Origin of the sequence: Micromonospora sp. NPDC048871, from assembly GCF_043198155.1 — a bacterium.
Taxonomy (GTDB): Bacteria; Actinomycetota; Actinomycetes; order Mycobacteriales; family Micromonosporaceae; genus Micromonospora.
Window position 1 is genome coordinate 167,757 of sequence record NZ_JBICUM010000003.1, and the last position, 14,073, is coordinate 181,829.

Genomic DNA, 14,073 nt, shown 5'->3' on the forward strand with positions numbered 1-14,073 from the left:
ATCAGCGTTCCAGAATGGCGGTGACGCCCTGGCCGCCGGCGGCGCAGATCGAGATGAGTCCGCGACCGCCGCCCTTCTCGTCTAGGAGTTTGGCCAGGGTGGCGACGATCCGTCCGCCGGTGGCGGCGAAGGGGTGTCCGGCGGCCAGCGAGGAGCCGTTGACGTTGAGCTTGTCGGTGTCGATCGCACCCAGCGGGGCGTCCAGGCCGAGCCGCTCGACGCAGAACTCCTCCGACTCCCACGCGGCCAGGGTGGCCAGCACCTGGGCGGCGAACGCCTCGTGGATCTCGTAGTAGTCGAAGTCCTGCAGGGTCAGGCCCGCGCGGGCGAGCAGCCGGGGTACCGCGTACGCGGGTGCCATCAGCAGTCCCTCGTCACCGTGTACGAAGTCGACCGCGGCGGTCTCGGACCAGGAGAACCAGGCCAGTACGGGCAGGTTGTGCTCGGCGGCCCACTGTTCGCTGGCCAGCAGCACGGTGGAGGCGCCGTCGGTCAGGGGGGAGGAGTTGCCGGCGGTCATGGTGGCCCGGTCGGCGTCCGGACCCTTGGCACCGAAGGCCGGCTTTAGGGTGCCGAGCTTCTCCAGGGTGGTGTCGGGGCGGAGGTTCTGGTCGCGGGTCAGCCCCAGGTAGGGGGTCATCAGGTCGTCGAAGAACCCCCGGTCGTACGCGGCGGCCAGCCGCTGGTGGGAACGGAGGGCGAGCTCGTCCTGGGCCTGCCGGTCGATGTTCCAGCGCAGCGCCGTCTGTGCGGTGTGCTCCCCCATGGACAGGCCGGTACGCGGCTCGGCGTTGCGGGGGATCTCCGGCTTGAATGCCTGGCCCGGACGCAGCTTCGCGGCGACCTTCATGCGCTCGCCCATGGTCCGGGCGGAGTTGAGCTGGAGCAGGGTGCGACGCAGGTCCTCGTTGATGGCCAGCGGGGCGTCCGAGGTGGTGTCGACCCCACCGGCGATGCCCACCTCGATCTGCCCCAGGGCGATCTTGTTGGCGATCAGGATGGCGGCTTCCAGGCCGGTGCCGCAGGCCTGCTGGATGTCGTACGCCGGGGTGCGCGGGTCCAGCTTGGAGCCGAGCACCACCTCGCGGGTGAGGTTGAAGTCCTTGGAGTGCTTGAGCACCGCCCCGGCGACCACCTCGCCGACCTGCTGTCCGGCCAGGCCGAATCGGGCGATCAGGCCGTCCAGGGCAGCGCCGAGCATGTCGGAGTTGCTGGCGCTGGCGTAGCGGGAGTTGGAGCGGGCGAAGGGGATGCGGTTGCCGCCGATCACCGCGACCCGTCGAACGTTCTGCACGATCCGCCTCCTCGAAAGTGTTGCCCGCACCTTACTCACCAGTAGGCTACGCCTATGAGCGACAGGTACGCGAGCTTCGTCCAGTCGGGCGCCGGTAGGGCGCTGGTCAAGCGCCTCGGCCTGCCCGATCCGCCGCGGCTGCGCCGGTACGCCCCCGGTGAGCCGATTCTCCCCGGGCCGGTGCTGCTCGGCAGCGCCTCGGGTGGTCGCCTGGCCGAGCCGGTCGGCAAGATCCTGGCCGCCGCCGGGCTGGCCCTGCGCGATCCGGCCACCGCCGTGCCCGATCCGACGACCGGCCGTACGCCGGACAGCGCCGCCCTGGTCTACGACGCCACCGGCATCACCGACTCGACCGGGCTGAGCCAGCTCTACGACTTCTTCCACCCGCAGGCCCGGGCGGTGCAGCCCAGCGGCCGGGTGATCGTGTTGGGCACTCCGCCGGGCGAGTGCGCCACTCCCCGCGAGGCGACCGCCCAGCGGGCCCTGGAGGGGCTGACCCGCAGCATCGGCAAGGAGTTCGGCCGCGGCACCACCGCTCAACTGGTCCATGTGACCCGGGAGGCCGACGAGGGCACCTGGACCAGCCTGGAGGCGACCCTGCGGTTCCTGCTCTCCGGCCGGTCGGCGTACGTCTCCGGGCAGGTGATCCGGGTCGGTGCCGGTCAGGCGACCGCGCCGGTGGACTGGGACCACCCCCTCGACGGGCAGGTGGTGCTGGTCACCGGGGCAGCCCGGGGTATCGGTGCGGCCCTGGCCCGGGTGCTGGCCCGCGACGGGGCTACCGTGCTGGCCCTGGACATCCCGGCGGCCGGGGACGAGTTGGCTGCGGTGGCCAACGAGATCGGCGGCAGCGCGGTGCAGCTCGACCTGACCGCCACGGACGCGCCTACCCGACTGGCGGAATACCTGGCCGGTCGGCACGGGCGGGTGGATGTGGTGGTGCACAACGCCGGCATCACCCGGGACAAGACCCTGGGCCGGATGGACCCCGACCGCTGGAACCAGGTCATCGACGTCAACCTGTCCAGTCAGGAGCGGATCAACGACCTGCTGTTGGAGCGGAAGCTGATTCCGGCCGGTGGGCGGATCGTCGGGGTCTCCTCGATCGCCGGGATCGCCGGCAACCGGGGGCAGACCAACTACGCCACCAGCAAGGCCGGGGTGATCGGGCTGGTCGACTCGCTGGCCCCGGTGCTGCGGGAGCGGGGGATCAGCGTGAACGCGGTGGCGCCCGGGTTCATCGAGACCCGGCTGACCGCCCGGATTCCGCTGGTGGTGCGGGAGGCGGGTCGGCGGATGAACAGTCTGGCCCAGGGCGGGCTGCCGGTGGACGTGGCCGAGACCATCGGTTGGCTGGCCTGGCCGGCCTCCGGCGCGATCAGCGGCAACGTGGTCCGGGTCTGCGGCCAGAGCCTGCTGGGGGCGTGATGGCCCGACGCAGTCCGCACGAGGAACCCGACGACCTGTCCGTCGGGGAGTTGATCGACGGGCCCACGGAGATCCTGAACCGGGAAATGCTGGCCGCCGCGCTCGCCGGTGAGGGCCGCGATCCGGCGGCCACCCAGGATCTGACCAGCGCCGCCGCACTCGTCTGGGAGGGCCACGACGCCGGGGCCACCCAGGATCTGACCAGTGCCGCCGCGTCGGTCGTGGGGCCGGCGGCTCGGGAGCGGGTGGAGTTGTCCCAACTGCCCGCGCCGGGGCCGTTGTATCGCCGGGCGTTGCTGGGGGTGGTGCCGGGGCTGGGCGGTCGGCGGGGTGCGGAGCTGCCGGCGGTGGAACTGGTGGTCAGGGGGGTGGCGGTGGATCCGCAGCGCCTGGCCGACTACGACCGGGTGTGCGGATTCCGGTTGGCGGACACCCTGCCGGCGACCTTCCCGCACGTCATGGGCTTCCCGCTGGCCCTGCGCCTGATCACCGCCTCGGAGTTCCCGATCCCGCTGACCGGGGTGGTGCACGTCGGCAACCTGATCACGGTGCACCGGCCGGTCACCGTGACGGATCGGCTGGACTTCACCGCCTGGGCGGAGAACCTGCGGCCCCACGATCGTGGACGGCAGGTGGATGTCGTACTCGTCGGGTCGGTCGACGGGGAGGAGGTGTGGCGCGGGGTCTCGACGTACCTGGGGAAGCAGCGCACCCCGGACGGCGGTGAGCGGCGCGACCGGCCGGAGCGGCCCGCGCCGCCGGCCCCTTCCGCCCGTTGGCGGGTGGAACCCCGCATCGGTACGGAGTACGCCCGGGTCTCCGGGGACCACAACCCGATCCACACCTCCCGGCTGGGTGCCCGGCTGTTCGGTTTCCCCCGGCCGATCGTGCACGGCATGTGGAGCAAGGCCCGGTGCCTGGCCGCCCTGGAGAACCGGCTGCCGCAGGCGTACACGGTGCAGGTGGCCTTCAAGCTCCCGGTGCCGTTGCCCAGCACGGTCGCCTTCCACGCCGAGCGCTCCGGCGACGACTGGGACTTCGCCCTGCACGACCAGCGGGGACGCCCGCAGTTGGTGGGCTCCATCGGCTGAACCAGGGCCGGGCACTTGCCCGGCCCTGGTTTTCACGCTAGGTTGTTCTCACATAGAGATGTTCTCAAAGTGAGAGTGATTATCGTGAACGAGCAGGACTTCCTCGCCGCGTACGACCCGTCGGCCTACCCCGCCACCGCGGTCACCGTCGACGTGGTCGCCCTGACCATCCGGGACAACGCGCTGCACCTGCTGCTGATCCGCCGCGCCGAACAGCCCTACGCGGGCCACTGGGCGCTGCCCGGCGGCTTCGTCCGACCCGACGAGGACCTGGCCGCCGCCGCCCAGCGGGAGCTGGCCGAGGAGACCGGCCTGGGCGGTGACCGGTTGCGCCGGGTCCACCTGGAGCAGTTGGCCAGCTACGGGGCCCCCGAGCGGGACCCCAGGATGCGGGTCTTCTCGGTGGCGCACCTGGCCTTCGCCCCGGACCTGCCCGACGCGACCGCCGGCACGGACGCCGAGGAGGCCCTCTGGCTACCGGTCGCCGAGCTGCCGAACCGGGACCTCGCCTTCGACCACCGCCAGATCGTCGCCGACGGGTTGGAGCGGGCCCGGTCGAAGCTGGAGTACACCCCGCTGGCCACCCGCTTCCTGGGTCCCGAGTTCACCATCGGCGAGCTGCGGTCGGTCTACGAGACGGTCTGGGGGCAGCCCCTGCACGCCGGCAACTTCCACCGCAAGGTGCTCTCGGTGCCCGGGTTCGTGGAGAGCACCGGCACGAGCACCGAGCGCGGCGGCAGCCGAGGCGGCCCACGGGCCCGGCTCTACCGGGCCGGTGACGCCCAACTGCTGCACCCGGCCCTACTGCGGCCGACCCGAGAGGACGCGGTGCGATGAGGACCGACGAGGCGATCCGCCTGGTCGGCGGGGCCCGCGACGATGACGAACTGTTCGGTCTGGACGAGCCGCAGAGCCGCTACCGGGAACTGGTCGCCGCCCTGCACCCCGACCGGCTCGGCTCGGCCGGGCCCGGGGTACGGGCCGAGGCCACCGCAGCCTTCGTAGAGGTCACCACCCGTTGGCGCAACCGTCAGGTGACCGAGCTGCACGGCTACCGCTGCGGCCAACCGGTGCACTCCGGCGACCTGGCCGACCTGTACGACGTAGGGGAGGATCGGCTGCTCAAGCTCCCCCGGGTCCCGCACGACAACGACCTGATGCTGCGGGAGGAACGCGCGCTGCGTCAGCTCGCCGAGCGCGGCGACCCCCGCTGGCTGCCCTACGTGCCCCGGCTGGTCGACAGCTTCGCCCACCAGGACACCGCCACCAGAGCCGAGCGGCGGATCAACGTCCTGGCCACCGCACCCGGCCTGCACAGCCTGGTAGAGGTACGCCAGGCGTACCCGGACGGGCTGGACGCCCGCGACGTGGCCTGGATGTGGCGACGGCTGCTGGTGGCGCTCGGCCTGGCCCACCGGGCCGGGGTGGTGCACGGCGCGGTGCTGCCGCCACACGTGCTGATCGAGCCGGAGGCGCACGGTGTCGTCCTGGTCGACTGGTGCTTCTCCACCGAGCCCGGCGGGGTCGTGCCGGCCATGGTGCCCGACTACCAGGACTGGTACCCGCCCGAGGTGACCGGCGGCCAGCCCGCCGGGCCCGGCACCGACATCGCCATGGCCGCCCACTGCATGGCCTGGCTGATGGACGGACACGCCCCAGCGGAGCTGCGGGCCTTCATCAAGGGCTGCCGCCAGCCCCACCTGGCCGCCCGCCCGGACGACGCCTGGCGACTGCTGGGCGAACTCGACGAGGTGCTGGAACGCCTCTACGGCCCCCGCACCTTCCGACCCTTCACCCTCAACCCGTAAGGAGGCTGCCATGGGCAGCGGAATGTGGTCCACCGACGTGTACGACGCCGCCGACCGGTACCGCCGGGCCACCGGCACCAGCGCCTTCGCCTACAGCGACAGCGGTGCCCGGAAGGTGCACCCGGCGCTGGACCCCCGCGATGCGATGCGGGAGAGCCGCGACTCCGCGGAGCACCCGCAGTCGACCCCGGTGGCGGTGCTCTTCGACGTGACCGGCTCGATGGGGCACGTGCCCCGCACCCTCCAGGCCAAGCTGCCGAAACTGCTGGGGCTGCTGCTGCGCCAGGGGTACGCCCGGGACCCCCAGATCATGTTCGGGGCCATCGGCGACGCCACCTGCGACCGGGTGCCCTTGCAGGTGGGGCAGTTCGAGTCCGACAACCGGATGGACGACGACCTCGGCCGGATCGTGCTGGAGGGCGGCGGTGGCGGCCAGATGATGGAGTCGTACGAACTCGCCCTGTACTTCATGGCCCGGCACACCGTCACGGACAGTTGGGAAAAGCGCGGTCGGCGGGGCTACCTGTTCATCATCGGCGACGAGCTGGCGTACCCGAAGGTGAAGGCCGCCGAGGTGACCCGGCTGCTCGGCGGCAACCTGCGCGAGGACGTGCGGCTGAAGGAGATCGTCGAGGAGGTGACCCGCCGCTGGGACACCTACTACCTGCTCCCCGCCGGCAGCCACTACGCCGGCAACCGCAAGGTGCTGGACTTCTGGCGCGGCCTGCTCGGCCAGAACACCCTGGAACTCGACGACCTGGACGCGGTCTGCGAGACCATCGCCCTCACGGTCGGTCTCGGCGAACAGGCCATCGACCTCGACACCGGCCTGCGGGACCTGGACCGGGTCGGGTCGACGGCCACCGGCACGGTGTCGAAGGCCCTGGCCCGCCTCGGCAACACCGGACGACGCACCGAGACGTCCCGGCTGCCGGCCACCGGGACCGGCCGTGGCGGAGTCGTGCGGCTGTGAACGGGCTGATGACGGGCCGGGACGGGCTGGACGACGAACACACCATCGTGGTCGACCTCGGGTACGGCGACGCCGGAAAGGGCACGGTCGTGGACTGGCTCTGCGCCACCCGGCCGGTGCAGATGGTCGTCCGGTTCAACGGGGGCGCGCAGGCGGCACACAATGTCGTCCTGCCCGATGGACGGCATCACACCTTCGCCCAGTTCGGCGCCGGCACCTTCCACCCCGGGGTCTGGACCCACCTGTCCCGGCACGTCGTGGTCGACCCGTTGGCCCTGGCCGCCGAGGCCGATCACCTGGCCGCCGTCGGGGTGCCGGACGCCCTCGACCGGCTGACGGTGGACGGGGAGGCCCTGCTGGCCACCCCGTACCACCGGGCCGCCAACCGGGCGCGGGAGTTGTCCCGGGGAGCCGACCGGCACGGTTCCTGCGGGCTGGGGGTGGGTGAGGCCGTCGCGTACGGCCTCACCCACCCCGACGAGGCCCCCCGGGTGGCCGACTGCCACAGCCCCCGGCGGCTGCGCCGTCGGTTGACCGCACTGCGGGACCGGCTGGCCGCCGAACTGGGCCCATTGGACGCACCACCGGTCGAGGACTGCCTGCCGGCCTTCACCGCCTTCGCCGAGCGGGTGGCGATCGTCGACCGCTCCTGGCTGGCCGGGGCGCTGCGGGCCGGGCCGTGCGTGTTCGAGGGGGCGCAGGGGGTGCTGCTGGACGAGTGGCACGGCTTCCACCCGTACACCACCTGGAGCACTACCACCTTCGCCAACGCGGAGTCGCTGCTGGCCGAGGCCGGGATGGGCGGGACGGCGACCCGACTGGGGGTGCTGCGGACGGTCACCACCCGGCACGGGCCGGGCCCCCTGGTCACCGAGGACCCCACCCTGCCGCTGACCGACCCGCACAACCCGACCAACCCCTGGCAGGGGCGCTTCCGGTTCGGCCACTTCGACGCGGTCGCCCACGCGTACGCCCTGGCGGTCGCGGGTGGGGTGGACGGCCTGGCGCTGACCCACCTGGATCTCGCCGAACGTGGTCTGGACCTGCGCATCTGCCGCCGCTACGACGGGCTGGACCGGCTCCTGCCCGGCCCGCCGGGCGATCTCGACCGGCAGGCCGAGCTGACCGCCCGCCTGCTGCGGGCCCGCCCGGTGTACGACGAGGACTCCCCCACCGACTGGCCACAGGCGGTGGTCGAGGCGCTCGGCGCACCGGTCCTGCTCACCTCACACGGCCCCACCGCCGCCGACAAGAAGCTGCTCGCGAGGGTGTAAGGAAGGGCACCTTATTAACGCCTCGTGTAGAGGAAGGGCCCCTTATTAACAGCCGGTGCCCTGAGCATGGAGTCATGGAGACCGCGCTCGACCTGCTCCGGCAGACCCTCAGCTCACCCTGGGTGTACCTGCTGCTGTTCGGGCTGACCGCGGTCGACGCGATCTTCCCGGTGGTGCCGGCCGAGGCGGCGCTGATCACGGTCACCGTGCTGGCCACCGGTGGTGAACCGAACCTGGCGCTGGTCCTCGTGGTGGCCGCGCTCGGTGCCGCCGCGGGCGACCACCTCTCGTACGCCGTGGGGCGCGGCGGCGGATCACGCAAGCTAGACCACTCCCCGGCCGACAGCCGCCGCCGGGCCGGGTCGGAGTGGGCCCGGCGGGCGGTGGACCGGCGCGGCGGCATGATCCTGGTGGTGGCCCGCTACGTCCCCGGCGGGCGGACGGCGGTCACCCTGACCATGGGAGCGGTCCGTTATCCCCTGCGGTCGTTCCTGCTGTACGACCTGATCGCAGCGGTCACCTGGGCGTTCTACTGCGTGCTGCTCGGCATCTTCGGCGGGCTGGCCTTCGAGCGCAATCCGTTGCACGGAATCCTGGCCGGCATCGGCCTGTCGGTGGCGATCACCCTGGGACTTGAGCTGATCCGCTGGCTGCGCCACCGCGCCCACCGTCGGGCCGCATGCACGTCGAATCGCGAGTGTTAAAAGGGGGCCCTTCCTCTACACGAGGCGTTAATAAGGTGCCCTTCCTTACTGCTCGGGTGGGTGCCAGGTGTTGCCGTGCAGGAGTTGACCGGCACCTAGCCAGGCGACGTTCATCATCCGGGTGGCGGTCTTCTCCGGGTCGGCCTCCGGGTGGTCGGCCAGCCAGTCACCCAACGACTCGGTCGCCCCGACCAGGGCGTACGCGACCACTTCCAGCTCGGTTTCGGCCACCTCGCGCCCCTCGGCGCGCAGTGCGTCGTCGAGCATCCCGGCGACCACCTCGATGATCCGCGCCCGCATTCCGGCCAGTTCGTCCGCGAACCCCCGCTCGGCACGGGCCTGGCGGTAGAGCACCGCCCAGCCGTCCCGGTGGGCCCCGACGAAGCCGAAGAAGGCCCGCAATCCACGCCAGAGCCGTTCGTCGGCCTTCAGATCGGGCATCGCGGCAGCGGCGATGGCCTCCATCATCCGGGTGCCCTCGCGGTGCAGGCAGGCGACGAAGAGCTCCTCCTTGGTGCCGAGATAGGCGTAGACCATGGGTTTGGAGATGCCGGCTCGCTCGGCGACCTCGTCCATGCTGGCCCCGTGGTAGCCATGGCGGGCGAAGACCCGTACGGCGGCGTCGAGCATCTGTTGCTCACGCACAGCCCTGGGTAAGCGTCGGAAGGTGGGCCTGGTGGACACCTTGCCAGCATACCTACTCACACGTAAGGTTACGCCGGAGTAACTACTGTCCGAGAGGTGCCTTTCATGACTGACTTCGACCCGGCCAACTTCGCCAACGTCGGCCCGAAGGAGTTCGCTCAGCTCGTCAAGTCCACGCCGGACAGCAAGCTGAACGAGGTGATGTCCGGTGAGCTGCGCGGCAAGATCCTCGGAGAGGTCTTCGGGCGGATGCCGCAGCTGTTCCGCGCCGACCGGGCCGGCGCGACGAACGCGGTCATCCACTGGAACATCACCGGCGCCCCCGACGGCGGCACGGACACCTACGAGGTGGTCGTCGCCGACGGCGCCTGCACGGTCAACGAGACCCCGCAGCACGACCCGCGGCTGAGCCTGACCCTGGGCCCGGTCGAGTTCCTCAAGGTCGTCTCCGGTGGCGCCAACCCGGTCATGATGTTCATGACCGGCAAGCTCAAGGCAAAGGGTGACCTGGGCCTGGCCGCCAACATCGCGAACCTCTTCGACATCCCCAAGGCCTGAGATGGTCGAGTTCTCGCTCGACCTGACCGAGGAACAGCGGGATCTGCGCGACTGGGTGCACGGCTTCGCCAGCGAGGTCGTGCGCCCGGCCGCGGCCGAGTGGGACGCCCGCGAGGAGACCCCCTGGCCGATCATCGGAGAGGCGGCGAAGGTCGGCCTGTACGGCTTCGAGTTCCTCGCCACCTGCTGGGCCGACCCGACCGGCCTGTCCCTGCCGATCGCCAGCGAGGAACTCTTCTGGGGTGACGCCGGCATCGGCCTGAGCATCTTCGGCACCGGGCTGGCGGTGGCCGCGATCTACGGCACCGGCACCCCCGACCAGCTCGTCGAATGGGTCCCCCAGTGCTTCGGCGATGTCGACTCCCCGGCCGTCGCCGCCTTCTGTTCCAGCGAGCCGGAAGCCGGTTCGGATGTCGCTGCCATGCGTACCCGGGCCAGCTACGACGAGGCGACCGACGAGTGGGTGCTGCGCGGACAGAAGGCGTACGCCACCAACGGGGGGATCGCCGGGGTGCACGTGGTGGTCGCCTCGGTCGACCCGGAACTCGGCTCGCGCGGCCAGGCGGCGTTCGTCGTACCCCCGGGCCCCCCCGGGCTCAGCGCCACCCGCAAGCTGCGCAAACTGGGCCTGCGGGCCTCGCACACCGCTGATGTCTTCCTCGACGAGGTACGGGTTCCCGGGCGGTGCCTGCTCGGGGGCAAGGAGGCCCTCGACGAGCGGCTGGCCCGCGCCCGGGCCGGGAAGCGCTCCTCCGGTCAGGCCGCGATGCGGACCTTCGAGTTGTCCCGGCCCACCGTCGGCGCGCAGGCTCTCGGGGTGGCCCGGGCCGCCTACGAGTACGCCCTCGACTACGCCAAGGACCGGGTCCAGTTCGGTCGGCCGATCATCACCAACCAGGCGGTCGCCTTCACCCTGGCCGACATGAAGATGGAGATCGACGCCGCCCGGTTGCTGGTCTGGCGGGCCTCCTGGATGGGCCGCAACAACCGGCCCTTCACCGCCGGGGAGGGCTCGATGTCGAAGCTCAAGGCCGGTGAGGTGGCCGTCTCGGTCACCGAGAAGGCCGTCCAACTGCTCGGCGGGGCCGGCTTCCTGCGTGACCACCCGGTGGAGCGGTGGTACCGGGACGCCAAGATCTACACCATCTTCGAGGGCACCTCGGAGATCCAGCGTCTGGTCATCTCGCGGGCGATCTCCGGCATGCAGATCCGCTGACCGCCTCGGCCCGGCCGTGGACCTCACCGGCGCGTCACCTCCGGCCGGCACCCGGCGAACGGGTGTCGGCCGTCTGGCGTCCGGCCACCTCCCGATGGATGATCGGAAGGAATTCGAGCCGTCCGGGCGGGGAACCGAAGGAGGTACGCGGTCGTGGAGCTGCCATTCGTCGTCGCCACCCTGACCCGGCGGGGCCTGCTCACCCCGGGGCGGCCGATCCGGGTCGCCTCCCAGCTCAGCGCGCTACGCACCTGGGGTTGGAGCCTGGCCGGTGAACTCCGCCAGGCCGCGGCGCGCGACCCCGACCGGATCGCGATCATCGACGACCAGGGCACCCAGCTGACGTACGCCGAACTGCTCGACCGCTGCCTGCGGCTGGCCCGCGCGCTGCGCGCCGGACTGGGCGTCGCCCCCGGGGACCGGATCGGCGTGTTCGGCCGCAACCATCCGGGCCTGGTGGAGACCATCGTCGCGGCCACCCTGCTCGGTGCGGACGCCGTACTGATCAACACCGGCCTCTCCCCGGCACAGCTGACCACAGTGGCGCAGGAACAGCAGCTACGGGTCCTGGTGCACGACGACGAGTTCGCCGAACGGATCCTCGGGCTGCCGGCCGACCTGCGCCGCCTCGACGAGCGGGCCCGGGAGGAACTGATCCGCACCGCCCTCCCCGGCGAGCTGCAACCCCCCGAGCGGGACGGCCGGATCATCGTGCTCACCTCCGGCACCACCGGAGCGCCGAAGGGCGCCCGCCGCCCCACCCCCACCGGGTTCGGTCCGCTGGTCGCCATCATCGACCGGATCCCGCTGCACGTCCGGGACCGGGTGATGATCGCCGCCCCGGTCTTTCACACCTGGGGGTACGCGGCCCTTCAGGTCTGCCTGGCCCTGCGGGCCACCATCGTGCTGCACCGCCGCTTCGACCCGGCCACCACCCTGGAGGCCCTGGAACGCCACCGGTGCCAGGCCCTGTTCGCGGTGCCGGTGATGCTGCAACGCCTGATGGAGGTGCCACCGCCGGAGCACCGGCCGCTCCTGAAGGTGGTGGCGGTGAGCGGATCGGCACTGCCCGGCGGCCTGCCCTCGGCCTTCATGGACCGCTACGGCGAGGTGCTCTACAACCTGTACGGCTCGACGGAGGCCTCCTGGGCCTCCATCGCGGTCCCCGCCGACCTGCGTCAGGCCCCCACCACCGCCGGCCGCCCGCCGCACGGTACCCGGCTGGCGATCCTCGACGACACCGACCAGCCGGTCCCGGCGGGCCAGGTGGGACGCATCTTCGTCGGCAACGAGATGCTCTTCGAGGGCTACACCTCCGGAGCCGACCGGGAACGCCACGACGGCCTGCTGGACACCGGGGACCTGGGTCGGCTCAACACCGACGGGCTCCTCTTCGTCGACGGCCGGGCCGACGACATGATCGTCTCCGGCGGGGAGAACGTCTTTCCCTCCGAGGTGGAGAACCTGCTGGCCCTACTGCCCCAGGTACGCGAGGCCGCCGTCGTCGGGGTCCCCGACCCCGAGTACGGTCAGCGGCTCGCCGCCTTCCTCGGCCTGTACCCCGGCGAGACCCTCGACGCCGACGCGGTCCGCGAATACGTCCGGCACTATCTCGCCCGGTTCTCCGTGCCCCGGGACGTCGTCTTCGTCAAGTACCTGCCCCGCAACGCCACCGGCAAGGTGTTGACCCGCGAACTACGCGACTACATCGGTTGACCTGCGGCGGCGAGATCAACCCCGTTTCTGCGGAGTGGCGGTATTCGGAACAGCGGGATCCGCCATGCGGCCGTAACGGCGTACGCGCGGTGACGAACACCCCTACTGGCAGCGGCTCGGGGCAGAGTCCAGGGGGTTCCCCGATCCGGCTGCCCCCGCCCGCCCGCCAGGCTCGTCCCATGTGGAGCTTCAGACGTACCCTCATCGCCGGTGTCGCCCTCGGCGCCGTGCTGGCCGGCACCGTGCCCACCCCCGCCGGTGCGGTCCCCACCGCGCACCGGGGCTGCCACCTCGGTGCCCTCGATCCCAGCGGGCTGGTGGCAGCGGTCGGCACCATCCCCGACCAGAAACTCACCACCACCAGCGTCCACCTGCGGGTCACCACCCCAGCCGGATGCTTCAACGACACCTTCGGCGTCCGCGACCTGCGGTCTGCGGCACCGGTGCCGCCGTACGCCCGGTTCCGGATCGGCAGCGTGACCAAAGTCTTCACCGCCGTGGTCGTCTACCAGTTGGTGGCGGAGGGCCAACTGGACCTCGACGCGCCGGTACGGCCGTACCTGCCGGACCTGGTCCCAGCCCACTGGCCGGCGATCACCGTGCGGCAGTTGCTCGCCCACACCAGCGGCCTGCCCAGCCCGGTCCTGCCCGACGGGCTCGACTGGCAGCTGGCCCACCGCTACGACCGCTGGACCCCTGAGGAGATCGTCCGGACGGCGCTGGTGAACCCACCGGAGTACCAGCCCGGCACGGCGCAGCGCTACACCAACATGGGCTACATCCTCGCCGGCATCCTGATTGAGCGGGTGACCGGCAGGTCGTACGCGGAGCAGATGCGGCAGCGGATCTTCCAGCCGCTCGGGTTGCGCGACACGTACGCGCCCGGTGCCGCCACCGGCATCCGGGGTCCACACGTCCGGGGCTACCAGAAGGTGATCCGCGACGGGGGTACCGAACTGGTGGACGCCACCCGGTGGAGCCAGACTTTCACGCCCGCCTCCGGTGATCTCATCTCGACCCTCGCCGACCTGGACCGGTTCACCGCCGCCCTGTTCGGCGGCCGGTTGCTCGCCCCCGCCCAGCAGCGCGAACTGTTCAGCCACCCGTGGGCCGGCGCGGAACTGAGCAACGGCGGACTCTCCTCGGTACGGCTCCCCGACGGTCGTATCTTCTGGGGCAAATCCGGTGCCCGCTACGGCTACCAGGCGCTCATCGGCGGCATCGGGAACGGTGACCTGCGGGTCGCGTTCGCCGCCACCCCGACCGACGCCAAGGCCGACGGGCAGTCCGCACTCGCTCAGCGGCTTCTCGGTGCCATCCTGGCGCTCACCTGAGCGCCGGTGCCGGGCCGGATGCTCCGGTCCGG

General features: G+C 71.6%; 12 protein-coding genes and 1 pseudogene. 11 read left to right on the plus strand and 2 right to left on the minus strand.

Annotation, left to right across the window (positions count from 1 at the left end):
* Position 1 precedes the first annotated feature (1 nt).
* Positions 2-1,294 (minus strand): acetyl-CoA C-acetyltransferase, encoded by a 1,293-nt coding sequence (locus ACGFIK_RS09720; RefSeq protein ID WP_327023368.1) that lies wholly within the window; start codon positions 1,292-1,294, stop codon positions 2-4.
* Between the two features lie 54 nt (positions 1,295-1,348).
* Between ACGFIK_RS09720 and ACGFIK_RS09725 the strand changes: the two genes are divergently transcribed.
* The 7 genes and pseudogenes from ACGFIK_RS09725 to ACGFIK_RS09755 all read left to right on the plus strand — a co-directional run bounded on the left by ACGFIK_RS09725 (position 1,349) and on the right by ACGFIK_RS09755 (position 8,572).
* Entirely contained in the window at positions 1,349-2,722 is a 1,374-nt protein-coding gene (locus ACGFIK_RS09725) for a 3-oxoacyl-ACP reductase (RefSeq protein ID WP_327023369.1), read from the plus strand.
* Positions 2,722-3,813 (plus strand): MaoC/PaaZ C-terminal domain-containing protein, encoded by a 1,092-nt coding sequence (locus ACGFIK_RS09730; RefSeq protein WP_393338743.1) that lies wholly within the window; start codon positions 2,722-2,724, stop codon positions 3,811-3,813. The genes ACGFIK_RS09725 and ACGFIK_RS09730 overlap by 1 nt, the downstream gene beginning before the upstream one ends.
* 78 nt (positions 3,814-3,891) lie before the next feature.
* Positions 3,892-4,650 carry an NUDIX domain-containing protein gene (locus ACGFIK_RS09735; protein WP_393338990.1) on the plus strand — a complete coding sequence of 253 codons (759 nt, stop codon included), beginning with the start codon at positions 3,892-3,894 and terminating at the stop codon, positions 4,648-4,650.
* Positions 4,647-5,621 (plus strand): serine/threonine protein kinase, encoded by a 975-nt coding sequence (locus tag ACGFIK_RS09740; protein WP_393338746.1) that lies wholly within the window; start codon positions 4,647-4,649, stop codon positions 5,619-5,621. The genes ACGFIK_RS09735 and ACGFIK_RS09740 overlap by 4 nt, the downstream gene beginning before the upstream one ends.
* Positions 5,622-5,631: 10 nt before the next feature.
* On the plus strand, positions 5,632-6,594 hold the full coding sequence (locus ACGFIK_RS09745) for a hypothetical protein (protein ID WP_393338749.1): 963 nt from the start codon (positions 5,632-5,634) through the stop codon (positions 6,592-6,594).
* Positions 6,595-6,602: 8 nt separating this feature from the next.
* Positions 6,603-7,865, plus strand: a pseudogene (locus ACGFIK_RS09750) (adenylosuccinate synthetase); the annotation flags it as partial.
* Positions 7,866-7,942: 77 nt separating this feature from the next.
* Positions 7,943-8,572: a DedA family protein gene (locus ACGFIK_RS09755; protein WP_327023374.1), complete on the plus strand. Its 630-nt coding sequence runs from the start codon at positions 7,943-7,945 to the stop codon at positions 8,570-8,572.
* Between the two features lie 45 nt (positions 8,573-8,617).
* On the opposite strand, the gene ACGFIK_RS09760 is transcribed toward ACGFIK_RS09755, so the two are convergent.
* The gene (locus tag ACGFIK_RS09760) at positions 8,618-9,256 is read right to left on the minus strand and encodes a TetR/AcrR family transcriptional regulator (protein ID WP_327023375.1); all 639 of its coding nucleotides are present in this window, start codon (positions 9,254-9,256) and stop codon (positions 8,618-8,620) included.
* 66 nt (positions 9,257-9,322) lie between these two features.
* On the opposite strand from ACGFIK_RS09760, the gene ACGFIK_RS09765 reads away from it, so the two are divergent.
* The 4 genes from ACGFIK_RS09765 to ACGFIK_RS09780 all read left to right on the plus strand — a co-directional run bounded on the left by ACGFIK_RS09765 (position 9,323) and on the right by ACGFIK_RS09780 (position 14,041).
* Positions 9,323-9,775: an SCP2 sterol-binding domain-containing protein gene (locus tag ACGFIK_RS09765; protein ID WP_327023376.1), complete on the plus strand. Its 453-nt coding sequence runs from the start codon at positions 9,323-9,325 to the stop codon at positions 9,773-9,775.
* 1 nt (position 9,776) lies between these two features.
* A complete protein-coding gene (locus ACGFIK_RS09770) occupies positions 9,777-10,991 on the plus strand; it encodes an acyl-CoA dehydrogenase family protein (RefSeq protein ID WP_327023377.1) in 1,215 nt (404 codons plus the stop codon).
* Between the two features lie 153 nt (positions 10,992-11,144).
* The gene (locus ACGFIK_RS09775; protein WP_327023378.1) at positions 11,145-12,707 is read left to right on the plus strand and encodes an AMP-binding protein; all 1,563 of its coding nucleotides are present in this window, start codon (positions 11,145-11,147) and stop codon (positions 12,705-12,707) included.
* A 179-nt stretch (positions 12,708-12,886) separates the two neighbouring features.
* Positions 12,887-14,041: a serine hydrolase domain-containing protein gene (locus tag ACGFIK_RS09780; RefSeq protein ID WP_327023379.1), complete on the plus strand. Its 1,155-nt coding sequence runs from the start codon at positions 12,887-12,889 to the stop codon at positions 14,039-14,041.
* Positions 14,042-14,073: the final 32 nt, after the last annotated feature.